11 protein-coding genes are annotated in these 25,975 nt (G+C 43.1%); 9 read left to right on the top strand and 2 right to left on the bottom strand.

Features of this window, described 5'->3' with window-relative positions:
• Nucleotides 1-31: 31 nt before the first annotated feature.
• The 9 genes from lsrK to LGZ98_RS18675 all read left to right on the top strand — a co-directional run bounded on the left by lsrK (nt 32) and on the right by LGZ98_RS18675 (nt 23,500).
• Complete coding sequence (lsrK, locus tag LGZ98_RS18715) at nt 32-1,624, top strand: autoinducer-2 kinase (protein WP_113041786.1); 1,593 nt, start codon at nt 32-34, stop codon at nt 1,622-1,624.
• Nucleotides 1,625-2,192: 568 nt separating this feature from the next.
• On the top strand, nt 2,193-3,845 hold the full coding sequence (locus LGZ98_RS18710) for a thiamine pyrophosphate-binding protein (protein ID WP_262978387.1): 1,653 nt from the start codon (nt 2,193-2,195) through the stop codon (nt 3,843-3,845).
• Nucleotides 3,846-3,892: 47 nt separating this feature from the next.
• Entirely contained in the window at nt 3,893-5,359 is a 1,467-nt protein-coding gene (locus LGZ98_RS18705) for a nucleotidyltransferase domain-containing protein (protein ID WP_205068584.1), read from the top strand.
• Nucleotides 5,360-5,520: 161 nt separating this feature from the next.
• Entirely contained in the window at nt 5,521-6,741 is a 1,221-nt protein-coding gene (locus tag LGZ98_RS18700) for a citrate/2-methylcitrate synthase (RefSeq protein ID WP_113044225.1), read from the top strand.
• A complete protein-coding gene (locus LGZ98_RS18695; RefSeq protein WP_228901756.1) occupies nt 6,738-8,102 on the top strand; it encodes a Gfo/Idh/MocA family oxidoreductase in 1,365 nt (454 codons plus the stop codon). Before LGZ98_RS18700 ends, LGZ98_RS18695 begins: the two co-directional genes overlap by 4 nt.
• 24 nt (nt 8,103-8,126) lie before the next feature.
• Nucleotides 8,127-9,293: an MFS transporter gene (locus tag LGZ98_RS18690; RefSeq protein ID WP_228901754.1), complete on the top strand. Its 1,167-nt coding sequence runs from the start codon at nt 8,127-8,129 to the stop codon at nt 9,291-9,293.
• Complete coding sequence (locus tag LGZ98_RS18685) at nt 9,286-10,896, top strand: AMP-binding protein (protein ID WP_011147347.1); 1,611 nt, start codon at nt 9,286-9,288, stop codon at nt 10,894-10,896. Before LGZ98_RS18690 ends, LGZ98_RS18685 begins: the two co-directional genes overlap by 8 nt.
• A gap of 309 nt (nt 10,897-11,205) precedes the next feature.
• The gene (locus LGZ98_RS18680; protein ID WP_113044222.1) at nt 11,206-12,528 is read left to right on the top strand and encodes an MFS transporter; all 1,323 of its coding nucleotides are present in this window, start codon (nt 11,206-11,208) and stop codon (nt 12,526-12,528) included.
• Nucleotides 12,529-13,564: 1,036 nt separating this feature from the next.
• Nucleotides 13,565-23,500 carry a non-ribosomal peptide synthetase gene (locus LGZ98_RS18675; RefSeq protein WP_262978386.1) on the top strand — a complete coding sequence of 3,312 codons (9,936 nt, stop codon included), beginning with the start codon at nt 13,565-13,567 and terminating at the stop codon, nt 23,498-23,500.
• Between the two features lie 467 nt (nt 23,501-23,967).
• Here the strand turns inward: LGZ98_RS18675 and LGZ98_RS18670 are convergent, their stop codons facing one another.
• Nucleotides 23,968-24,099, bottom strand: coding sequence for a hypothetical protein (locus LGZ98_RS18670; RefSeq protein ID WP_262405191.1), 132 nt, complete (start codon nt 24,097-24,099; stop codon nt 23,968-23,970).
• 934 nt (nt 24,100-25,033) lie between these two features.
• The gene (locus LGZ98_RS18665; protein WP_113044172.1) at nt 25,034-25,729 is read right to left on the bottom strand and encodes a DUF4225 domain-containing protein; all 696 of its coding nucleotides are present in this window, start codon (nt 25,727-25,729) and stop codon (nt 25,034-25,036) included.
• Nucleotides 25,730-25,975: the final 246 nt, after the last annotated feature.

Below are 25,975 nucleotides of genomic sequence, written 5' to 3'. Positions count from 1 at the left end.
TTCAAAAAGTAATTGAACTGAGGATAGCATCATGAATCAACGCCGTAGTGTTAATCCATCGGGAAAATATCTGATGGCGCTTGATGCAGGAACAGGGAGTGTTCGTGCAGTGATATTTGATCTTGAAGGGAATCAAATAGCTGCGGGGCAGGCTGAATGGATACATCAGCCTGTACCTGATGTACCGGGTTCAATGGAGTTTGATTTAGCGACGAACTGGCAGCTCGCTTGCCAATGTATTCGCCAGGCGCTAAAAACCGCGCAATTGCCCGCCAGTGCTATTCAGGGGGTGGCTTCTTGCTCTATGCGGGAAGGTATCGTGCTTTATAACCGCAATGGTGAGCCGATCTGGGCTTGTGCTAATGTGGATGCGCGTTCCAGCCAAGAAGTGAGTGAATTGAAGGCGTTGTATGACAGCACTTTTGAATATGATGTGTATCGGTGTTCAGGGCAAACATTAGCGTTGGGTGCAATGCCTCGTCTGTTATGGTTGGCTCATCATCGCCCGGCTATCTATCGTCAGGCAGCCGCTTTAACCATGATCAGCGACTGGCTGGCAAATATGCTCAGTGGTGAATTGGCTGTTGATCCCTCCAATGCGGGTACGACAGGTATGCTGGATCTGGTGAGCCGTGATTGGCGTCCCGATTTACTTGAGATGGCAGGATTGCGTTCCGATATTCTTTCGCCGGTAAAAGAGACTGGGACCTTGTTAGGTTACGTCACGGAGAAAGCTTCTGCTCAATGTGGACTGAATATTGGCACACCGGTCATTATGGGCGGTGGTGATGTCCAACTTGGTTGTCTTGGTTTAGGTGTTGTTAAGCCAGCGCAGACTGCCGTTATCGGTGGTACTTTCTGGCAGCAGGTTGTTAATTTACCAGCGCCGGTTACTGACCCAAATATGAATACACGGATAAACCCTCATGTTATTCCCGGTATGGTGCAGGCGGAGTCCATTAGTTTCTTTACTGGCTTGACGATGCGTTGGTTTAGGGATGCATTTTGCGCGGAAGAAAAGCTGTTGGCGGAGCGTCTTGGCGTTGATACTTATAGCTTATTGGAAGATATGGCGGCCAGAGTCCCGGCGGGCGCTTATGGTGTTATACCCATTTTCTCTGATGTGATGCGGTTTAAAGCTTGGTATCATGCCGCACCTTCCTTTATTAACCTTTCCATTGATCCTGAGAAATGCAATAAAGCGACCCTATTTCGTGCGTTGGAAGAGAATGCAGCGATTGTCTCGGCCTGTAATCTGGATCTGATTTCTGCCTTTTCGGCAGTAAAACCGGATTCACTGGTATTCGCTGGTGGTGGTTCAAAAGGAAAATTATGGAGCCAGATTTTATCTGATGTGGCAGGGTTGCCGGTTCGGGTGCCGATGGTTAAAGAATCGACCGCTTTAGGCTGTGCAATTGCTGCTGGAGTGGGGGTTGGGCTTTATGATGCAATGGGGACGACAGGGGAAAAACTGGTGCGTTGGCAACATGAATATCAGCCAAATCCTGAACATTATGAAGTATATCAAAAGGCTAAACAGGATTGGCAGGCGATATATGCTGATCAATTAACGTTGGTCGATCATGGTTTGACAACTTCATTATGGAAAGCGCCGGGATTATAGCTTGCAATAAGTTGATCTGCCGTATTGCTGGGTGCGCTTGTGCTGATAGGCGACTTGTGCACCAAGTATTCCCTTAATTTTTTAATTAATTTTGCATGGATTGATGGTAATGGTTACTTGTCTCATGAAACCGTACTATTGTTTGGTTTTATTCAACTAAGAATGAATAGACATGTAGGAACAAAGACTTAAGTCTAGATTCTTGCTTATTAATCAGGTTGTAAAAATCGGATTAGGTTCTTTTTTAAACTATCTACTATTTTGAAAATTTGCCTTGTTGCTATTTACTATTGTGACGATAATCAAATTAGTTTTCTTGACTGATATAAATAATTAAACTACTTTTTAATAGCTACCCTGTATAAGCTAATTCAAAAAAATCGATTTAGCAGTTATCACGATATTTATGTAGTTAAGTTCCTTGTATGAGCTGGATCACACAAAAAGCCTTTTTAGAGCTGAAGATTAATATTGGCATAGTCTGTACATATTAAAAATATCTGAATTTTTAATAAACATTCATGAATGTTGCTTTATAAATTAAACTCTAAACACAAAGGACGACCACATGAAACTTGATGAACTATTTCTGCGTGCGCTTGCGCGCCAAGGTGTAACCAAATGCTTCGGTATTGTAGGCGGTGAAGCAGAGGCTATTAGATTTGCAAATCAAATTGGTATCGAATTCTTCCTTACAAGACATGAATTTACAGCTGGCATTATGGCTGATGTTTTAGGAAGATTTACAGGAAAACCGCAAATGTGCTGGTCTACTTTTGGTCCCGGCCTTACCAATATAGCGACAGGAGTATGTTCAGGAATATTAGATCGTTCTCCTATGATAGTAGCATCAGCTCAAATACCAAATGAACAGGCTAAGTACAACTTAACTCATCAATGTATTGATAATGTAAGTTTTATGAAGCCAATTACAAAGGTAAGTTTCCAGATCGAAGGTATTAAAGACATTCGACAAAAAATCCCTTCCGCAATAAAGGTATCTATTGATAAATTACCTGGCCCAGTTTATATGAGTATACCTATAGATGTCCTTAAGCAGGAAATCTCTGCTCAAGAAGCTGCTAATATTCTTGAAGGATTGCAAATACCAAAAAGAACGGAACCTGCGGCACCTGTAGTGGCTAATTTGGAAAAAGTAGCTAGCTTGGTAAATAATTCACGTTATCCAATGATCATCATTGGTAACCAGGTACTACGGGAACAAGCTCAAAATGAAGTAAGACTCTTTGCAGAGCAGCTCAATGTTCCAATAATATGTTCTTTGGCTGCAAAAGGTGCAATATCTGAAAAACATCGTTTATTTTTAACCGCAGCTAATAAATATCTTGATGGAGTATATCGTCGGCCAATAGTATCAGACCTTTTCGACGATGTTGATCTTCTTATTTTAATCGGTTACGACTTTGGGGAAGATCTAAAACCATCTTTGTGGGGCTGTAATAAGGATACTATTGTAATAAATAGTTTCGATATTCCGATGGAAGAAGTTTTTCAGCCAAAAGTGAATTGTTTAGGCAATATTGAGCAGTCATTGCGTTATCTCAGGAATGTTTGTACTGTGAGGAACCAAGGTTTCTCTGAAAAACATAAAGAGCTTAAAGAGATCTTCGATGAGCGAAAAGCAATTAGTGTTAAGCCTGGAACGACTGATATTCCTAGGATTATGAAGGTAATCAGCAACTATTTGGGGGATAGTGGTATTCTATGCAGTGATGTCGGTTTGCACAAACAGTACGCTGGTTTATTAGCCCCTACTCATATGCCTAATAGATTCATCTGTTCCAACGTGTGTGGAAGTTTTGGTTTCGGCCTTCCCGCAGCGTTAGCCGCGAAGCTTTGTAATCCCTCAGAAAAAGTTGTAGCCATTTGTGGCGATGGCGGTTTTCATTCTACAAGTCAAGACTTGGAAACAGCTGTTAGATACAAATTGCCAGTTATCATCATAGTACTGTCAGATTCTTGTTTCGGTTTAATAAAGTATTATCAAGGCTTACATAGTGAAGAACCGGTAAAAGGCATGACAGAGCTAGGGCCGGTTCAATTTCATTTATTGGCGAATGCTAACGGAATGAAATCTGTTTTACTCAAGAATCCAGAAGAACTTCCGAAAGTCTTGGAACAGGCATATCTTCTTAATGAACCGTTTTTAATTGAGATCCCTGTTGCTTACGACTATAACCTATTAAAGCATGTAGCTTGATTCGATGCATGATTTATGGATTTGATATACTTATAGAGTAAATTTATATGGACGCAAGAACTGACTATTTTATTCAGTCCGCATTAGAAGTTTTTGGAGAGAATCTCCTTGGTATTGTGGAAACTGATTCATATCTCCGTCAACCCGATTATTCTTCTCGGTGTGTGAGGCATTTCTACGTGATTTTACCTGATAATTTCGTCACAGGTTGCATTACATCGCTAAGATACCTTCAGGCGGAGTTTTTTGAGTTTACCCTAAATTATCTTACGATTAATGAGTTGTCATATTATCCGCCTCATTGTATGTGGCAATTTACTAAGAATCCTTGGCTCTTACGGTCGGAAAAAATAAGTGATGTGGTACTCCCTAATATCAAAGGAAATCTTGATATATATAGACAAGCAGTTTTTAGCGTTGCTCATATTGCACGTCTTTACTACCTCAGAAACTTGACGCCAAAGACTCACGTTTGGGGAGTACGCCAGCTTGGTTGGGCAATGCGTTACGCCGAATTGGGGCTATATCGTTTGCTCGAATCGGAGGAACTATCTTGTATTCACAAAAATAGTGCATATGTTTTGAAAATACCAACAGAAGATCTTAATTGGCTGGTCACTTGCAATACATCTTGGCAAAAGTTTGAAAAAGAACTTTTATCCAATATTAATATTTTTCGTGATGCAGCGGCACGGTTAAGTGGAATCGCGGAGTACTATTCGACGTTGTTGCAGCACTTTTACCCGGAGACACGTATTGTTTCAGCACAGGGTAAAGTAGACGATCTTCTTTCATTACAACCGATTATTGATCAAGTGATTATTCTTTTAAGGCAGTTTATTGGAGATAGATTATTAGCCTTTTATCTCCACGGTAGTGCTGCCCGAGGTGATATGAGAAGTGGTTCAGATATAGACTCTATTGTTATCGTGGATAAGGTCGATACAGTTATCCTTGAAGCAATTCGCTCAACACAATCTAGGTTTAAGGATTTATCCATCTCTGTATATAGTGAATCGAATGTTCACCAGTATCCTAGTTTCAGAGCATATGCGCTCATTAATGGAACTAAGCGTGTCTATGGGGATCTTGCTTTAGAAATGAAACCGTCATTGAAAGGCGATATATATGGCATTATTAATAATTTATTTACTATAAGGCAAATAGCTCGTTCTTATCTGATTTCTGGTACATATGGACATCGAGCACATTATATGCTTGGGCTGATGATGAAACTTACCGATCACGGTTGCTTACGCCCTTTGCAAATCCTAAAAAGTGGTTTCTATCCAACAAAGAAAACTCAGGTTTTGGAATATTACAGAGACAACGAAATTCTCACCGACATTATTAAATATACGCAAAACCTAAAAGAAAGTGAGAATACGCTGAAGAAAAAATTGCTTATTGGAAGTCGAGCGGAATTAGAAAATTTATTCTATTCATTACTTGACGCATGTGAAATAGTGGCAGAGAAATTACATATGGTACAGGTCGAGAAGTCAATTTTATAGACGGAATGATGCTAGTTCTTTTAGCTAAACATATTACGATGAGTAAGATATTGATTCGTATCCAAACATCGTCATTAGCTAGTGTAATAATTTGATTATTGTAATCCTATTTAAATCAATGTGTCAGTTTAATGAACATATATTATGAAGAGGAATAGAGCATGACATCGAAAATTTTGGCAAGATCAATTAACGAATTTTTTGAAGTACAACAATTGTCAGACCAAACTATTCTCAAGCCAAATCGAAAAATAAAGATGAAGATACTCGATGAAGGTTTAATGCAAACAGCCATCTGTAGAAGTAATATAGGTCGAATCGATGAAAAAGAGTTGAAGCTTGAGTACCGAGGCCATAATGTCCGAGACCTAGCAAATAACTATTCTTTTAGTGATGTTGTGTATCTTCTGATTACAGGAAAACTAAATTCAGAAGGATCAGAAGGAAGTGAAGAGTTTTTAGATATGCTCCATAACAATTACCTATCAGCACTCAAGCATATTGAAAAGTTAACACCAGTAATATTCGATACTACTCCCACTGATTTCCTCACAATTGCAGTTTTATCTTCGCAGGGTAAATGGCTTTCTGACTGTTCTGTAAAAACAAAGGACGAACGTTTGATAATTACTGCATCTATTTTGGCAGCAATAGCTGCCGCAATTGCTATATATGCTCAGAAATATGCTATATCCGAACCTGTATTTAAAACTTTTTTCGGTACTAAGCATCGATTCTTTGCAAGCTTTTTAGCAACATGTTTTGGCCAACAGTGTGACGATGTAGCAGAAGAAATGTTAAACAAGTTTTTAATTCTTCATGCAGAACATGGGCTGAACTGCTCAACTGCAACCGTTAGAGCTGTAGCGAGTTCCGGTGCAGATCCATTTAATGCTGTAGCTGCGGGTATTTGCGCATTCAGCGGTCCTCTTCATGGCGGAGCGAGTGGGGCAGTTGGTTTAATGATCGATGATATACACGATAATTCTAAAAATATTAGTACTTTTATTGATGAACTAGTAGAAAGAAAGCAACGTCTTATGGGATTTGGTCATCGAATTTACAAACAACCAGACCCACGAGCTTCTTACATGAGCGATATTCTTATCAAACAGAAGGCAAAATTCGATGTTATTTCTTCCTATGTAAATATTTCACAGGAACTTGCATCGGAAGTATCGAAAAGGCCGTATTTTTCGCAACGGGGATTATACCCAAATCCGGATCTATTTAATGGGTTGCTACTTCGTAGAGCTGGTTTCAAGTCGCACATGAATACTGCTCTCCTTTGCTTTAGTCGTGCTGCTGGTTGGTTGGCTCATTACTATGACAGTATTGACAGTAAAGCGCCAATTCTGCGACCACAGGAGCTATATTTATGAAAACAAAGCATAAACCAGTACGGAAACTAATTGTATTTGGATGTGGTCCTCACTTTTTAAATAGATATTTAGATGTTCTATTGGAGTACCGCGATACCATTGAGGTTATGCTTATAGTTGACTTGAAATGCCGAGAAATGAAAATTCGCTGTGCATTAAATGAGAAGGGATTAAAGCCCAGAGCATACTTATTTCTTGATGAAAAATACAGAAATTATCCAGATTCAGACGAAATTTACAGGTTACTTTCTGCAATTCCAGAAGTCTATCAGGCTGATGCTGTTATAGTAAGCACTGAACCAAAAGCTCATAAAGTATATGCTCTATGGGCAGCCGAAAATGGACTGAACGTGTTCATGGATAAACCAATAACCGCCCCTTATTCGTCAAACGCGGAAAATTTAATGGTAGATTTTGCAGAACTATTGACTGCTTCGAGAAAAACCAACAGTAGATTTGTAATTAGTTGTGAACGTCGAATGCAATTTGGATATAGATATGTGGAAAAGTTTCTAACTGAATTCATGAGCTCATTCCAAATACCTATCACATCAATGCATGTTCATTTTGGTGGCGGGTGGTGGGTAATTCCATCGGAAATGCTCAATTTGGAAAACCATCCACTTAAATACGGTTATGGAGTATTATTTTATTCTGGGTATCATTATTTAGATCTGGTTGCTCGCTTTGCACTCTACAATAAAAAAATACAGGATATAGACCTCCTGAAACCACATGTCAAAACAATGGTAGTCCGCCCAAATGCGCTAGCGGAAGCTCTACCATTTACGACTTATTCACATGCCCTTAAGGAAGAGGATAAAAATCAAGATCAAATTGCACATCAATTGTCGGACTATGGTGAGTTAGACTTCTCAGTAATAGGAAATTATTCCAAAGGTATTCAACATCGAATGTTTTTCAGCATGGATCTGATAGAAACAACCTTAACTGGCAGGATAATGCCGAATAGTATTCCAAGCGATGGACGAATACGACAGGAAATCGTAAATATTCATCTAGGGCATTTCTGCTCAATTAGCATCGTATCGAATTCTTTTCGGAAACTGACAGAAGGTGACACGATACCGGAAGATTTTAATATAACTATTGCTACCCATCCAATGTTTACCCGGAGGGGAGAACAAACTGTGTTACGAATCAACCGCAAAGATCTATCACAGTTAAACCCAAGCCTCCCTCTATGCGCGGGCTTGAATGTCCACGCAAGAAAAGAGCAGCTTCGCGATTTTTTAAGTGGTGGAGATGCGAACTCAGAGTTATCAACTCACGAAAATTCAGTTGCATTGCTTGCTGCGGTTTATGAACAGGTCTCTAAGACAAACACAGTTCCTCAATAGTTCAAGTAGAGTAGAGGCCGAGTTATGAACGGAAAATTAGATCTGCTACCTTTTACTACATTTGTTCGAGGTTTCCTTTTTTGGGCCGCAGCTACTGCGGCCGTGGGTTATATACCTTTGTTTGTAGAAACAACGGATTTTTCCACAACACAAGCAGCCGTCTTCCTATCGGGAACTGCTATTGGAAGAATGGTATTCCAGCCTATTATGGGGCAATTTATCTCACTTAAAAATTGTTTACAGATATATACCGGTGCATTAATTGGACTTATGTCTTGTAGCATCTGTTTATTCCTTTTTAGCAACCCTGTTAGTTTACTATTGTGTTCCAGACTGCTGGAAGGGGCTTTTTTTTCAGGATTCATTATCTCTTGGCGAACGCAGCTTAATAGATTTTCCCAATCTCCGAATTTTGAGTCGGTGAATGATAGCTATGTTATTTCCCAAAATGCTGGGCGTTTAGCGGGTCCAATGGCAGGTGGGATTATCGTTGCGAAGTTTGACCTTTATAGTGTTTTCTTATTCTCAGCAATTCTGTATTCCTTGTGTCTGATAATATTGCCCCAAAAAACTGCTATTACATCTACTGACAATCATAGTCGTGAACATATTCGGATAACGTTAGCTCAACTCCTTAGTCGTAATTGGAGGTTACTTCTGGTTCACCATCTGGAATTTATGTGTCTTGGTTTATGGTTAGCCTCATGGCCTATCTTTGCTGTATACGCTAGTGGATTCAATCCAATAGAGGTTGGCTATTCGTTTGCTGTTGCGGCTGCGGGAGGTTTTTTTGTTTTACCACTGCGTAAGCTGTTACGAAAAATAGCTTTAAAGGCACGATTCGTCATCTCTCTTATACTTTTGTTTTTGCAACCGAGCGGTGCTCTTTTGATATCAGCTCACTTAGGCTTTTGGGTAATGTTACTATTGGGTGGTCTTGGCAGTACCATTTATTTCACTGCCTTTCATCAGTTTATATCGAAGACTTATCCTGTTGAACAAATACCTGCAATTTATGGATTCTTAGGAACAAGTACTTTCTTAGCTCAAGCAGTCGGCCAAGCTGTAACACCATATGCTCAGCAATTTGGTGGAGTTGATGCACCAATTATTATCGACGCTATATTGCTTCTTATCATGATATCAATCGCTTTTAGCATATATAAAAAAGGGAGTGAGAAATATGACTGATTCTAATTTTTTCTTAAGTGAATATGATGGTGTCGCGCTTTCGCCTATTTCATTTCTAAGACGAGCAATACTGAGTAATGGAGATGATATTGCTGTCATAGATGGAGAATGTCATTGGACTTGGAGCCAATATGCATCTCGGTGTGAAAGGCTTGCAATAGCTTTGAAAAAAATGGGCGTTTGTAAAGAAACAGTTGTGTCCGCGCTTCTACCCAATATACACGAGCTTCTTGAATTACATTTTGCGGTTCCAATGGCAGGCGGTATCTTGAATGCGCTCAGTACCCGAACGGACTCAAATACTTTAAATTTTATATTTAAAAAACTTAATCCTAAGGTATTGTTTATTGATAGAACCTTTATTTCACTGTTGGATGATGTTTCTCTAGACAAACAAGTAAAGATCATCGTTATTGATGTGGATGGCGCAGTCATTTCAGAATCAATTTCTGACCGGGAATTTATTCAATATGAATCGCTGATAACTACGCATAAATCGGGAGAGTTGTCTTTTTCTCTACGAGATGAACAAGAGGCGATCAGCATAAATGTAACTTCAGGAACAAGTGGACAACCTAAACTTATTGTCTATTCTCACCGTGGCGTGTTTCTTAATTCTATTTCTAATGTTCTGGATTGGGATATACCAAAACGACCGACGTTCTTATGGACGTTACCAATGTTTCACTGTAATGGGTGGTGTTTTCCGTGGGCTATCACTGCTCGGGGAGGTACACACATCTGTATGCGCAAGTTTGACGCAGAAGAAGCGATATTGCTAATGCAGAAGCATAAGGTAACACACTATTGTGGAGCGCCTATTGTCCATTGCGCATTAGGTACTATTGCGCGGAAACAAGGGCTGCATTTTAAGGAGAAAATTCATGGATTAGTCGCAGGTGCGCCGCCTACAGAGATGATGTTTTCTCTATTAGATTCCATTGGAATAGCAGTAACGCAAGTCTATGGTATGACTGAGACATATGGCCCGGTCGTTGTGTGTGAAGAGAAGAGCGATTGGGAGAAGCTCTCTAAATCCGTAAGAATATCCAAGAGGATGCGTCAAGGCATTGTCTCAAATTTACAAGGTCAAGTTTGTGTTATTGAGGAAAATACGGGGTTACAGGTGCCTTTTGATGGAAAGACTGTTGGTGAGCTCGTAATTCGTGGAAATATGGTTGCATCTTATGATCCAGATCGGCATGTGACTCTTGATGCAGCAAGTCAATGGCTTTTCACAGGGGATCTGGCTGTCGTTGAAAATGATGGCTATGTCAGAATTGTAGATAGAAAGAGAGATATTATTATTTCTGGTGGTGAGAATATTTCTAGTCTGGAATTGGAAAATATACTGTCAAACTATCCCGGTGTTTTAGCTGCCGCCGTTGTAGCAAAGCCAGATTCACATTGGGGTGAAGTACCGTATGCATTTATAGAGCTCGAAGAAACTTCATCAGTTACAGAGTATGAATTGGACAATTATATTTGTACGGTAATGGCGCGCTATAAGCGCCCTAAAGGTTATACTTTTTTAACTTTACCCAGAAACGCAAGTGGAAAAATCATAAAAGGGCAATTGAGACAATTGATTAGGAATTCCTGAGATCTCAAGAGTGGGATAGGTTTTTAGAATCACATGTCTTTCATTATTATTAATGCAGATTTTTATCTGTGAATTCAGAGAACAGAGATTTTAAATTAAAGAGATGATTATTAGTCAATGGAAATATTTCAGGGCAATGTTCTAAAGTGAAAATAATAACGTCAAATATGTTTTTCATGATGATAATATGGATATTAATAAAGTTAACGTAGAAAACATCGAAAATAAATTTTCTTTACATCTATTATTAAACTGATAATTTATCTTTATAGTTAAGAGGAGTGAATTTTATGACATTGGTGATTTAAGATGAATAGCACTGAAACAGTCAGTATCCAACATATTATTAATAATCAAAAATTCTCGAAAGTTCAATGGCAAGTATTAATTTTATGTTTCTTAATTGTTGTTATTGATGGTTTTGACACGGTATTAATGGGGTATATTGCACCCGCAGTGGTCAATGATTTTAAAGTAGAAGGTGCTATTCTTGGGCCGGCTATGAGCGCCGCTCTTTTTGGGTTATCGTTGGGTTCGATTTTTGCTGGCCCACTTGCAGATCGGTTTGGTCGAAAGTCAGTGCTGACAATATCCGTCACTGCTTTTGGCCTGCTTAGTCTTGCTACCGCTGTTGCAGATTCAATACAGACATTAACTATTTTGCGTTTTTTGACTGGGTTAGGTCTTGGTGCGGCAATGTCAAATGCAATAACCTTAATATCTGAATATGCCCCAGAGAATCGGCGATCTTTGTTAATAAATATTGTTTTTTGTGGTTTTCCTCTTGGTGCAGCGGTGGGTGGGATAATTTCTGCATGGATTATTCCACATTTTGGTTGGCAAGGGGTTTTGATTTTAGGGGGTATTCTGCCGTTATTTCTATCGCTATTTCTCTTTTCTCTATTACCTGAATCACTTAGGTATTTGGTTTCGAAAGGGGGGGCAGAAGGTAATATAAGACGAATTTTGTCTAAAATGACCGGTAATACTTTAAATGATATAAATAAGTTTACCTTTGATGGAGAAGAAATTATACATAAGTCGTCAATTAAAACGGTTTTATCTAATCGATTCTTAATTGGGACGGCAATGTTATGGATAACCTATTGCATGGGAGCATTGGTTTTTTATGTTCTGACAAGTTGGATGCCGTTTTTAATGAACGATGTTGGTTTCAGTATTAGCATGGCAGCAACATTGACAGCATTATTTCCTTTGGGAGGTGTAATCAGCACGGTTTTTTCCGGTTGGTTAATGGATCGAATTAATCCTCATAAAGTAGTTGCAACTAATTATGCCCTAGCGGGTATTCTGGTCTTTTTTATTGGTCAGGAAGAAAATGTATTATTATTGAGTATTCTTATATTTCTTGCCGGGATAACGATGAATGGCGCTCAGGCGTCGATGGGATCAATCTCTGCACAATTTTATCCGACTCATTGTAGGGCCACGGGGGTTGCCTGGATGTTAGGATTTGGAAGATTTGGTGGGATTTTCGGTACTTTATTTGGCGCAGAATTGATCAGGCTTGAATTAAGTTATAGCACTATTTTTGCCATTTTATCCATTCCAGCTATTTTAGCGGCTTTATCATTAACATTTAAGGATGTGAGTTATAGAAGGCATAAATAGCTAACCTTGAATAATTTAAATATAAAAATATGAGGAGGATACTTTGCTATTAATTACTTGGCGGATAATGTCTTATATCATGTTGGATCATAAGTGTTAATATCCATATTATTTTTAAAATAATATCAATCATAAAGTTTAAATTAATGTTGTTATTGGTTTGTTGTGATTTTAATAAATAATTTAATGTAGGTGTTTAGTTATAAATATATATAGTGAAAAAGTTATTTTTTTATATTTAAAATTTGAATTAGATATAGGGTGTCTTAAAATTAAATTATTTAAATTGGAGGGTGTCTAATTTATGCGATAGTAAATATTATTGAATAGGATATAGATTGCAATGTGTATTATTACAAAACAATATGTAATTAAGTTAAATGTAATTTGTATTTATCTATTTGTGGTATATTCATTAGCGGTATTGTCTTATTGTTGAAAAATAATTTTTTATGAATTATTTTTAGCTTGGCGTTATATTTTGATATAATTGAATGCACAAGATAATTTTATGCCTCTTGAATAAGTGTATTTGTAATTAGTATATATTTTTATTATTGGGGCGGAGGGTTATTTCACAGATGATTATAATGTTTTGATAATTAAATGTAAATTGGTCTATTTTATTTTTAAAATACTTAATTTGTTTTTGAAATCATTTTAATTAGGTATTAATTGAAAACAGATAAAGTTAAAGGTTATTTGGTAATTATGAATAATAAATGTAGGTAATGGTTAAGTTTTTAATTATGGAATTTATGATCAGTCAACAAAAATTACAGTGAATTAATTGAGCTTATCTGAAAAATAGGAATAAAAATGGAATATCTCATTCTGTGGTCAGGATAATTGGTATTGAAGATTGGCTAAGTGGCCGTTATTAATCAGGCTGTGGCATCCGATATCTGAGTCTCTTGGATGAATAGCAGATGTGTCCATTTTTATTTTTAGGCAAGAAGTAGGAGAGAAACATTAGTGATGACTGTCGGGAATGACGGTTCTCAAATTTCTAACAGATTCGTTGAGGTAGTAGTAGATGAAAAATAATATTGCTAAAGTGGGAAGTGAGTTTAAAACTCAGACGTCAAAAAATATAACCGATGCAAATGACGTTTCACAACAAACTCGAAATACAAAGAATATCCTTCAGAGACTCACATCCAGTGAATTATTCTGGTATGAGCGTCTTGCTGCTTTGCAACCCCTCCAGTTACCTTTCGAAACCGCCGGAGAACAAACAGAACCCATATGGGCAATGAGCGCTTGGCAGCCCCCTCTGCCAAAAAATGGTGAAGAGGAGCCATTGCGAATGTTGTTGCAGACTTTTGTCATTTACCTTGCGCGTTTGACTGAGCAGACCGTATTCCAAATCGGTTGGAGCGTGGATAAGGTAAAAGATGAATCGGCAAATCTGGCACCGGTGGTGCCTATGGCCATTGAGGTAGCGTTTGATAAGCCTTGGCGTGAGGTAGCTGGCTGGGTTGATGATGAGTTGTCTCGGTTGGCGCAGCACGGCACATTTAGTTGTGATCTCTTCTCTTGCTCTCCTTCATTGCATGCTATCCCGGCGTTGGCAACAAGTCGGCCGTGGCGAATCGCTGTTTCGTTGATAAAGGGTGATAGGCCGCGGGATCAAAAAGTGTCCGGCGAATTGTTGACCCTCCAGATAAATGCACAAGGGGGTTTTCGTTGGATCTACGATGAAAACCGCCTGAGTACGGAAGTCGTTTTGCGGATGAGCGAGCACTTACAGGTGCTGGCAGCATCGAAAAGGACGGGGGATGAAATGCCTATAGGGCAGCTTAATTTGTTGCCAGAGGCTGAACGTACATTACTACTGGAAACTTGGAACGCGACTGAAACCCCCTATCCTGATCCGTTATGTATTCATCAGTTATTTGAGCAACAGGTAGAGCAAGCTCCAGAGGCCACGGCGTTAGAGTATCAAGGGCAGCGCCTCAGTTATGTTGAATTAAATGCCGGCGCTAACCGGCTGGCGCACCAATTGATTGCATTGGGTGTCGTACCGGACCAGCGGGTAGCAATTTGTGTGGCACGCTCCCCGGCGATGGTGGTGGCGCTGCTGGCGGTGTTGAAAGCGGGTGGGGCCTATGTGCCGCTGGATTCAACCTACCCGGCTGAACGTCTGGCGTATATCCTAAATGATACTGCCCCGTCAGTGGTATTGGCTGATGCGACCGGGAGGGCAGCATTGGGTGACGTCGCGCTAGCCGGGTTGACCGTGCTTGACCCGAATATCCTACCTGACCAACCGGACAGCAATCCCTTAGTGACCGCATTGACACCACAGCATCTGGCCTATGTGATTTACACCTCCGGTTCAACCGGGCAGCCGAAAGGGGTGATGATAGAACATCAGGCGATTTATCAGCGTTATCTGGGCTTTAATGACACTTATACCGTCACTGAGCAAGATCGGGTGTTGCAATTTGCCGCTTTTGCGTTTGATGTTTCAGTAGAGGAATTTTTCTCGGTATTGTGTAACGGGGCCACACTGGTTATCCGGGATGATAGCTGGCTAGCTTCGGTACGGGAATTTATTGCTTTAACCCGGCAACATCGTATTACGATCGTTTCTCTGCCAACCTTATTCTGGTCTGAACTGGCGGCCAGAGATCCCGGGTTACCGCTGCCGGATTGCCTCCGGCTCGTCATGATTGGTGGTGAGGCGGTAAAAAAGAACGCCGTTCAGGACTGGTTTATGCAAGAAGGCTACCGGCCCCGGTTGTTGAATGGTTATGGCCCGACGGAAAATACCGTGACGGTGACCTATAAGGAGATATTATCCCCGGAAGATGCCCGTTCTATCGGTCGGCCGGTTAAAAATTCCCGCATCTATCTGTTGGACAGAGAGGGGCAACCGGTTCCATTGGGTGGCATTGGCGAAATGTACATTGGTGGCGTGGGGGTGGCGCGGGGTTATCTGAACCGACCTGCATTGAGCGCGGAACGTTTTTTGCCAGACCCCTTTAGTTCGGAATCCGATGCGCGAATGTATCGCTCCGGGGATTTGGCCCGCTTTCTGCCGGATGGTGAGCTGGAATTCCTGGGTCGTAACGATGAGCAGGTTAAAATCCGCGGCTTCCGGGTTGAGTTGGGGGAAATTGAAACCCGTTTGGTGGAACACCCGGCGGTACAAGAGGCGGCGGTGCTGGCACTGGATGATGGGCAGCACAAACGGCTGGTCGCCTATGTGGCGGCACAAGTACATGAGAGATTAGCTGCTGATTTACGTGAATACTTGAGGGCGATTTTACCTGACTATATGGTTCCGGTCGCTTTTGTGTGTCTGGATACCTTCCCGCAGACCCCAAGCGGCAAACTGGACCGCAGGGCATTACCGGCGCCAGGAGAGGAAGATTTTGCTCGTCAGATTTATGAAGCGCCGCAAGGGGAGGCTGAGATCGCCTTGGCGGCTATCTGGCGTGAATTATTAGGCATTGAGCAGATAAGCCGGCATGACAGTTTCTTTGCGTTGGGCGGCCATTCACTGCTTGCTGTACGCATGATTGAACGCCTGCGTCACTTGGGGTTGACATTAACTGCGCGTGATCTGTTTCAGTCGCCGGTGCTGTCAGCGCTGGCCCAAGCGTTGGGACAACATCAGGCCGTGATAATACCGCCTAATGTCATCACTCCCACCACCACGGCGCTGACGCCGGAGATGTTGCCACTGATTGATCTGACTCAGGCTGATATTGATCGCATCGTTGAGCTGGTACCGGGCGGGATGACCAATATTCAGGATATCTATGCGTTGTCGCCGTTGCAGGACGGTATCCTGTTCCACCACCTGTTGGAACAGGAAGGCGACCCGTATCTGTTACTCTATCCGGTGGTCTTTGCTAACCGATCTCTGCTGGAGCGTTATCTGGCGGCGGTACAACAGGCGATTGATCGTCATGACATCTTGCGAACGGCTTTTTTTTGGCAAGGATTGTCAGCCCCGGCACAAGTGGTTTGGCGTCGGACACAGTTGCCTGTGACCGAACTGGCGCTAGACCCGGCTGACGGCCCAGTCATTGACCAGTTAACCCGGCGTTTTGATCCGAGTCAGTATCGTCTGGATCTGGGGCAGGCCCCGTTATTGCATTTTGTTATCGCTCAGGAAACTGATGGCCGTTGGTTCTTACTGGAATTACAACATCACCTGATTGGCGACCATGAAACGATGGAAGTAATGCACCGTGAAGTGCGGGCGTATTTTGCCGGGCAGGAAGAGAGTCTGCCTACGCCGGCCCCTTTCCGCAATCTGGTGGCTCAGTCTCGGTTGGGGGTGAGTCAAGCAGCGCATACCCGTTTCTTTACCGACATGTTGGCGGAGGTGGATGAGCCGACGTTGCCATTTGGGCTGGCGGAGGTGCATCGTGACGGATCTCGCATGACAGAATCCCACCGGATGCTGACCGCTACGTTAAATGATCGTCTGCGCAGTCAGGCCCGGCGTTTGGGTGTTAGTCTGGCGGCGTTGTGTCATCTGGCTTGGGCGCAAGTGTTGTCGCATACCAGCGGGCAAGAGAAAGTGGTGTTTGGCACCGTCCTGTTTGGCCGTATGGCGGCGGGGGAAGGAGCAGACAATGGCATGGGGTTATTTATGAATACCTTGCCGTTGCGACTGGATATTGACGAGACCCCGGTAGAGGATAGCGTACGGGCGGTGCATCTACGATTGGCTGAATTGCTGGAGCATGAGCATGCTTCACTGGCGCTGGCCCAGCGGTGCAGTGGGATACAGGGTGAAACCCCACTCTTTAGCGCCCTGTTCAACTATCGCCATAATGAGCAACCGGCGGCGTTGGATGAGACGATGGCCGGGATTGAATTCCTGGGCGAACAGGAACGGACTAACTATCCATTTGGCCTGTCGGTGGAGGATGGGAGTTCCGCGTTGGGGCTGACCGCTCAGGTGGTACAGCCGTTTGAACCAGAGAGACTATGCGGTTATATGCAGCAGGCGCTGGAAAGTTTGGTAGAAGCGCTTGAACAGACCCCGGAGACGCCGGTACGTGTGCTGAACGTCCTGCCTGAAACGGAGCGGACACTGTTGCTGGAAACCTTGAATGCCACTGAAACCCCCTATCCTGACCCATTATGTATTCATCAACTGTTTGAACAGCAGGTAGAGAAAACCCCGGAAGCGACCGCGTTAGTCTATGAAGGGCAAACGCTCAGTTATGCCGAATTAAATGCTCGCGCCAACCGCTTTGCTCACCAACTAATTGCATTGGGCGTTATACCGGATCAGCGGGTGGCGATTTGCATGGCACGTTCACCGGCGGTAGTGGTGGCTTTATTGGCGGTGCTGAAAGCGGGTGGGGCTTATGTGCCGCTGGACCCGACTTATCCGGGAGAACGTCTGACGTATATCCTGAATGATACCGCCCCGTCAGTGGTATTGGTTGATGAAGCTGGCCGGGCGGCGCTTGGCGAACTGGCACTGGCCGGGCTGACGGTACTTGACTCGCATATTTTGCCAGATCAGCCGGACAGTAACCCACAGGTAGCCGAGCTGACGCCACAACATCTGGTTTATGTCATCTATACCTCCGGTTCAACCGGGCAGCCGAAAGGGGTGATGATAGAACATCAGGCACTATATCAACGTCATCTGGGTTTTAATGAGACCTATGCCGTCACTGCGCAAGACCGGTTATTACAATTTGCCTCTTTTGCGTTCGATGTTTCGGTCGAGGAATGCTGCTTGTCATTGTGTAATGGCGCCACGTTAGTGATGCGTGATGAGCGTTGGCTGACTTCGATGCAGGAATTTATTGCCTTAGCCGGGCAAAACCGTATCACAGTGATGTCTCTGCCGGCGTTATTTTGGTCCGAATTGGTTGCCAGAGATAATGGATTACCGTTACCAGATTGCCTCAGACTCATCATCATTGGGGGGGAGGCAGTGAAAAAGAGCGCCGTTCAGGATTGGTTTACGCGAGAAGTCCACCGCCCTCGACTGCTGAATGCCTATGGCCCGACGGAAAATACCGTGACGGCGACCTGTAAGGAGATATTATTCCTGACAGATGATCATTCTATCGGGCGGCCGGTTAAAAATACCTGTATTTACCTGCTGGACAAATACGGTCAGCCCGTTCCATTAGGTTGCATTGGCGAAATGTATATTGGCGGCGTGGGTGTGGCACGGAGCTATCTTAACCAGCCGGAATTGAGTGCGGAACGTTTTATAGCCGATCCCTTTAGTCCGATATCCGGTGCGCGCATGTATCGCACTGGCGATTTGGCCCGCTACTTGCCGGGTGGTGAGCTGGAATTCCTGGGCCGTAACGACGAACAGGTAAAAATTCGAGGCTTTCGAATTGAACTGGGGGAGATTGAAACTCGGTTGATGGAACACCCAGCGGTACAAGAGGCGGCGGTGTTGGCACTGGATGACGGGCAGCACAAACGGCTGGTCGCCTATGTGGCAACGCAAGCGCATGAGAGATTAGCTGCTGATTTACGTGAATACTTGAGTACGATTTTACCTGACTATATGGTACCGGTTGCCTTTGTACGTCTGGATACCTTCCCGCAGACCCCGAACGGCAAGCTAGATCGCCGGGCATTACCGGCACCGCGGGAGGAGGATTTTGCCCGTCAAGTCTATGAAGCGCCGCAAGGGGAAGCTGAGATAGCTTTAGCGGCCATCTGGAGTGAGTTATTGGGTATTGAGCAGATTAGCCGGCATGACAGCTTCTTTGTGTTGGGCGGCCATTCACTGCTCGCGGTACGCATGATTGAACGCTTGCGTCGCTTGGGGTTAACACTGGCGGCGCGAGATCTGTTCCAATTTCCGGTGCTGTCAGACTTGGCTCAAACAGTGGGACAGCATCAGGTTGTAGTGGTGCCGCCTAACGTCATCACGTCAGCCACTACGGCGCTGACGCCGGAAATGTTGCCGCTGATTGATCTGACTCAGACTGATATTGATCGCATTGTCGGGCAGGTGCCGGGTGGAGTTGCTAATATTCAGGATATCTATGCCCTGTCTCCGTTGCAGGACGGTATCCTGTTCCATCACCTGTTGGAACAAGAAGGCGATCCGTATCTGTTGCTCTATCCGGTGATCTTTGAGAATCGCTCTTTATTGGACCGTTATCTGGCGGCGGTGCAACAGGCGATTGATCGCCATGACATCCTACGTACGGCTTTTATCTGGGAAGGATTATCCGTTCCGGCGCAGGTGGTCTGGCGTCAGGCGCGGTTGCCTGTGACGGAATTGACGCTAGACCCGGCGGACGGTCCAGTCATTGACCAGTTAACCCGGCGTTTTGATCCGGGGCATTATCGTCTTAATTTAAGTCAGGCACCGCTACTGCATTTTGTCATCACTCAGGAAACCGATGGACGCTGGTTCTTACTGGAATTGCAGCATCACTTGATTGGTGACCATGAAACGCTGGAAGTGATGCACCGTGAAGTGCAGGCCTATTTTACCGGGCAGGGGGATAGCCTGCCGGCACCGGTGCCTTTCCGCAATCTGGTGGCTCAGACCCGGTTGAAGGGGGATCAGGCAGCACATACCCGTTTCTTTACCGACATGTTGGCGACGGTGGATGAGCCAACATTCCCATTCGGACTGACGGAGGTGCATCGTGACGGCTCTCAAATGAGGGAGTTTCACCGGATGTTGGCACCTGAGCTGAATGATCGGCTGCGTAGTCAGGCTCGGCATTTGGGTGTCAGTTTGGCGGCGTTGTGTCATCTGGCTTGGGCACAAGTGTTGTCGCATACCAGTGGTCAGGAGAAAGTGGTGTTTGGCACCGTCCTATTTGGGCGCATGGAAGCGGGAGAAGGGGCGGACAATGGTATGGGGTTGTTTATGAATACCTTGCCGTTGCGACTGGATATTGATGAGACCCCGGTAGAGGATAGCGTGCGTGCGGTACATCTGCGACTGGCCGGGTTGCTGGAGCATGAGCATGCCTCACTGGCGCTGGCCCAGCGGTGCAGTGGTATTGCCAGCGGTACGCCACTCTTTAGCGCTCTGTTCAACTATCGACACAATGCTTTATCGGCCACGTCGGATGACGTCATCAGTGGTATTGAATTTCTGGATGGACAGGAACGAACGAACTACCCATTTGGGCTGTCGATAGAGGATGGGGGTTCCACGTTGGGGCTGACCGCTCTGGTGGTGCAGCCGTTTGAGCCAGAGAGACTATGCGGTTATATGCAGCAGGCGCTGGAAAGTCTGGTGGAAGCGCTTGAACAGGCCCCGGAGACGCCGGTACGTATGCTGAACGTCCTGCCTGAACCGGAACGGACACTGCTACTGGAAACCTTTAATGCTACTGAGACCCCATATCCTGATCCATTATGTATTCACCAACTGTTTGAGCAGCAGGTAAAGAAAACCCCGGAAGCGACCGCATTAGTCTATGAAGAGCAGACTCTCAGTTATGCCGAATTAAATGCTCGCGCCAACCGCTTTGCCCATCAATTGATCGCATTGGGCGTCATACCGGATCAGCGGGTGGCGATTTGCATGGCACGCTCACCGGCGATAGTGGTAGCTTTGTTGGCGGTGCTAAAAGCCGGTGGCGCTTATGTGCCGCTGGATCCGACTTATCCGGGAGAACGTCTGGCGTATATTCTGGATGATACGGCTCCGTCAGTGGTGTTGGTTGATGAAGCTGGCCGGGCGGCGCTTGGCGAAGAAGCGCTGACCGGATTGACCGTACTTACGCTGAATACCCTGCCAGATCAACCGGACAGCAATCCTTTGGTGGCTGCATTGACACCACAGCATCTGGCCTATGTGATTTACACTTCCGGTTCAACCGGGCAGCCGAAAGGGGTGATGATAGAACATCAGGCGCTGTATCAACGTCATCTGGGTTTTAATGAGACCTATGTGGTCACCGCGCAAGACCGGCTGTTACAATTTGCCTCTTTTGCGTTTGATGTTTCAGTAGAAGAGTGCTGCTTGTCATTGTGTAATGGTGCCACATTGGTCATGCGTGATGATCGCTGGCTGACTTCTATGCAGGAATTTATTGCCTTAGCTTGGCAGAACCGTATCACAGTGATGTCTCTGCCGGCGTTATTTTGGTCTGAACTGATTGCCAGAGACAATACACTACCGCTGCCGGATTGCCTCAGGTTCATCATTATTGGGGGTGAAGCGGTTAAAAAGAGCGCTATTCAAGATTGGTTTGCGCGGGAAACCCACCGACCTCGACTGTTGAACGCCTATGGTCCGACGGAAAATACCGTGACGGCGACCTGTCAGGAGATATTATCCCCGGCTGATGATAGTTCTATCGGTCAGCCGCTTAAAAATACCTGCGTCTACCTACTGGACAGAGACGGTCAACCTGTCCCATTAGGCTGCGTTGGCGAAATGTATATTGGTGGCGTCGGGGTTGCACGGGGCTATCTTAACCAGCCGGAATTGAGCGCAGAACGTTTTATAGCTGATCTCTTTAGTCCGGTATCCGGTGCGCGGATGTATCGCACCGGGGATTTGGCCCGTTACTTGCCAGATGGCAATCTGGAATTCCTGGGTCGTAACGACGAGCAGGTTAAAATTCGAGGCTTCCGGATTGAACTGGGGGAGATTGAAATCCGATTGTTGGAACACCCGGCGGTGCAAGAAGCGGCGGTGTTGGTGTGGGAGGATGGCCGGGACAAGCATTTGGTCGCCTATGTGGTAGCGGAAGCGAATGAAGGTCTGACAGCCAGTTTGCGTGCGCATCTGAGTGCCATTTTGCCGGATTATATGGTGCCGTCAGCTTTTGTGTGTCTGGATGCCTTCCCGCAAACCCCGAACGGTAAGCTAGATCGCCGAGCATTAGTTGCGCCGAGAGAGGAAAATTTTTCTCGTCAGGTCTATGAAGCGCCGCAAGGCGAGACAGAAACTACATTGGCGGCGATTTGGTGTGAGTTATTGGGTGTTGAGCAGGTCAGTCGACATGACAACTTCTTCGTATTAGGCGGCCATTCACTGCTCGCTATGCGAATGACGAATATTGCCGCTGGTCGAGGGATGGTTTGCACATTGAATACTTTGTTCCAATTCCCGGTGCTGGCTGAACTGGCCGCAAAAATCACCTCGGATTTACTGTCTCAACCGCAAAACAGCGCCATATCGGTACGACCTGATGGAACAGGGTTGCCGCTGTTCTTTGTTCCCAGTGGCATGGGTGACTATTCCTATGCTTTCGGGCTGGCTCGGCATATTTCGTCGGACTACCCGATTTATGCGCTGCCTTGGCCGTCCATCAGCGAAGAACCGATGTTAACGATGGAAGAGCAGGCTGCCAGAATGATCACCTTGATGAAAGCGGTTCAACCGGCAGGCCCATATCGGATAGGGGGTTACTCTTCTGGTGGCATATTGGCTTACGCCATTGCTCAACAGCTTTTGAGTGCTGGCGAACGGGTTAATTTCCTGGGGCTGATTGACACGCTTGCTCCTCATTGTTTCGGTGGGCAGAGCTTTGGTCAGCAGATAGCGCAACCCAAACATCAATTTTTTGCTGAATTGGTCAGGCAATTAGGGGAAGAACATTCTAAAGAGATTGCGGTATTGTACCAGCGAATCGATGAATTGAATTTAGTGCAGTTTATTGCCACGGCGCAGGAGCTGGCGTTATATCCCGTCAATCTGAGTGCTGAATTAATGGCAAAGCGTTGGGAACAGATAGAGCATTATGATCAAATAGTCAGAGATTATGAGCCATCAGCATTAGCGGTAACGTTGCATCAGTTTTATGCGCTGGAACCTTATCCGTCTATTTCTTTTGTAACAGATGAAAAGTCAGCGCTTTTAAATATTGATCCGTCGCTAGGTTGGGCGCAGATAATAGTTGATACTTCACTTAAACTCATTGCTATTCCGGGTGACCACTTTAGTTTATTGGAAGATGATGAGAATAAAATTGCTTTAGCTCAGGCATTAAATGTGGCGCTGGCAATTAGTGATGAAGGGGAGGCGGTGTAATATTGATATATTAATGATTTAACCTTGATATGATAATCCGGTATATATTGTTTATGCCGGATTTTTTATTAAAGAAAAATAAAAATGGACATGTCAGACATCAATTCAATATATTCAGAAACTGAATGCCATGCCCCGATTAATAACAATAAATTAGCAACGCCCAATTAACATTTTTAGGATAATATTGATTAATTGACCGCAATTTTTATTAGCTTTAGCTTGCGCCCACTTATCGAAATGACATATATTCGAATTAAAGCCCATGCTCTTAATACCAATTATTATTAATTGACTCTGCAATACATTATCTTGTGGAAAGGCTTTTCTGTGTTAACAACGTAAGAACAGAATCACGTAAGGGAAAATCACAATGAATAGGGTATATACCCGTCATCTTTCAAGTTGCCTCTTTGTTGGCTGCACTCGCTCACCCCGGTCACATCGTTTGCTATGCTCCCGGGGATTCACTCCCTTGCCGTCGCGATGCATCTTGAAATCCATAGGGTATAAACATCATAGGGAATTAAAAATTTCTTAAAAGCAAAGTATAGAGGATAAAGTGAAAATAAAGAAAAAATAATATATATGTAACCCATTTTTTACCCCCTAATATGACTTGTATTGTCCATATATTATTAGAATCTATCTTTCATATTTATTTGATAACAACTCGTCTCGCTATTATATAAGGAACGCAGATTAAATAACCTAAAGCTAAAGAGTAATAATGTAAAAAGTCATTGTCAGTGATATCCACATTAAAAAAAGGTATTGAATCGAAATTAAAAACATAAAGATGAAATGCTGAAAAGGCCAATGGTAATATTATTGCGTAAAAATGGGGATAAAAATTAGATGACATCAATAGTCTTTTTATGCAGAAATAAACAGGGAATAGAAGAATTAAGGACAATGAAACATAATCCAAATTCATCAATAACTCCTCGCCTGACCATATATAGTGTTTAAATCACCATTATCAAATAAAGCATAAAAATGAATTATTATTTACATCCTTAATATATCTGATGAATAAATCATTAATCTAGGGTGAGTTTATTCTATTTGCAAAATTACCATTTGTTTTTCCTATAATGTTTGCCGCATGCGATCATAAATGTAATGGTACACAAGAAAGATAGTATAAAAGAAGTGTATAGCATAAAATCATTATCTGATGTGGATACACTAAGAAATGGAATTCGACCAGTATAGGCAACATTTAGATGAAAAATGTTAGATGCCATCATAAGTAATACAGCTAAAAGGTTAATGTAAACATCATAGGGAATTAAAAGTTTCTTAAAAGTACAATATAGTGGATAGAGTCCAAGTAAAGAAAAAATAATATATAAATAGTCTACCATTCTATATCTTCCTTCAATATGATCTATATTGCCCAAAAACGGTATTTGCGTCACCGAAAATCTCTAAAGCTATCTCTTTGTAATTCATCGTTTCTATACCTCGTCGTTTCAAGCCAATAAGCAGATCAGCATTTATATACCGATATAATCTTTGATTGTCTGATTAAAGCTTATAACCAAAAAAACCATTAATAGACATACCAACATCAACCGATGTATATACCACATCAGCATCGCGTTTATCCATTCCAAAAGCTTTTTCTCCAACCCCTTCATAGACGAATTTAACTGGCCCAGTATAGCTTTCGCGATAAAGGATATAATAACCACTTTCAACAATATTATTGAAGCCATGAGCCATCAATGGTGCTCCAAGTGCTGCTCCAACACCGGTATCAATAGCAAGAAATCCACCTATGAGTTGTATGCTGCCAGATACAAATCCAATCCATGAGACAATCAAATTAACTGTTTCATTATTCCTGCTTTTAGTATTTTCACTGTTTACCTTTTTCTTTACAACAATGGCTTGCCTTACACTCTTTTGAGAAAGCATTGCATCTTGCTCTTCTAATGATCGGATTTCTTCGTCTAATAAAGCTATTGCTTCAGAGATTGAGATCTCCCCGGTATTTATCTTTGATGTGTTTTCTTGGCAATAGGCCATGACTTCACCGATAAAATGGTCTTTGGCCAGACTCCATTTTACATATTTATCGGCAACTCTGTTCATAAGCATCATCAATTCATTTTGTTTATCCATTTGAATTTTTAGGAGTTTTCTTTCTTCATTGTTACTGTTATCCAAGTATCCTCTGGCCGAAGGATTTCTTTCGTAAAATTCATCTAAAGCATCCATAATGAGTAACCTGTTGTTTTGAATTTAGCTTAAAATAGTATTATGCACTAAAAATATACAATTGAAATTATAAGTCAAGGTTTATTTTTACTTGTAAGAATACTTTTTTAGTATGTTTTAAGACGTAGGATTATTAGCAAAATCCGTTATAAATTTTCTTCAATGAAAATATTAATTCTTCATTTATTTTCTGGATATATTTTTTCATTTAAGAAAAGTATGATGTAATTATTTTTCTATAAATTA

It is taken from the genome of Photorhabdus kayaii (genome assembly GCF_025384895.1).
In the GTDB taxonomy this organism is placed as follows: domain Bacteria; phylum Pseudomonadota; class Gammaproteobacteria; order Enterobacterales; family Enterobacteriaceae; genus Photorhabdus; species Photorhabdus kayaii.
This window is presented reverse-complemented; position numbering and strand designations above follow the sequence as displayed.

Coding starts and splice junctions, on each gene's coding strand:
- lsrK (WP_113041786.1), top strand. CDS start 32: ATGAATCAACGCCGTAGTGTTAATCCATCGGGAAAATATCTGATGGCG.
- LGZ98_RS18710 (WP_262978387.1), top strand. CDS start 2,193: ATGAAACTTGATGAACTATTTCTGCGTGCGCTTGCGCGCCAAGGTGTA.
- LGZ98_RS18705 (WP_205068584.1), top strand. CDS start 3,893: ATGGACGCAAGAACTGACTATTTTATTCAGTCCGCATTAGAAGTTTTT.
- LGZ98_RS18700 (WP_113044225.1), top strand. CDS start 5,521: ATGACATCGAAAATTTTGGCAAGATCAATTAACGAATTTTTTGAAGTA.
- LGZ98_RS18695 (WP_228901756.1), top strand. CDS start 6,738: ATGAAAACAAAGCATAAACCAGTACGGAAACTAATTGTATTTGGATGT.
- LGZ98_RS18690 (WP_228901754.1), top strand. CDS start 8,127: ATGAACGGAAAATTAGATCTGCTACCTTTTACTACATTTGTTCGAGGT.
- LGZ98_RS18685 (WP_011147347.1), top strand. CDS start 9,286: ATGACTGATTCTAATTTTTTCTTAAGTGAATATGATGGTGTCGCGCTT.
- LGZ98_RS18680 (WP_113044222.1), top strand. CDS start 11,206: ATGAATAGCACTGAAACAGTCAGTATCCAACATATTATTAATAATCAA.
- LGZ98_RS18675 (WP_262978386.1), top strand. CDS start 13,565: ATGAAAAATAATATTGCTAAAGTGGGAAGTGAGTTTAAAACTCAGACG.
- LGZ98_RS18670 (WP_262405191.1), bottom strand. CDS start 24,099: ATGGGTTACATATATATTATTTTTTCTTTATTTTCACTTTATCCTCTA.
- LGZ98_RS18665 (WP_113044172.1), bottom strand. CDS start 25,729: ATGGATGCTTTAGATGAATTTTACGAAAGAAATCCTTCGGCCAGAGGA.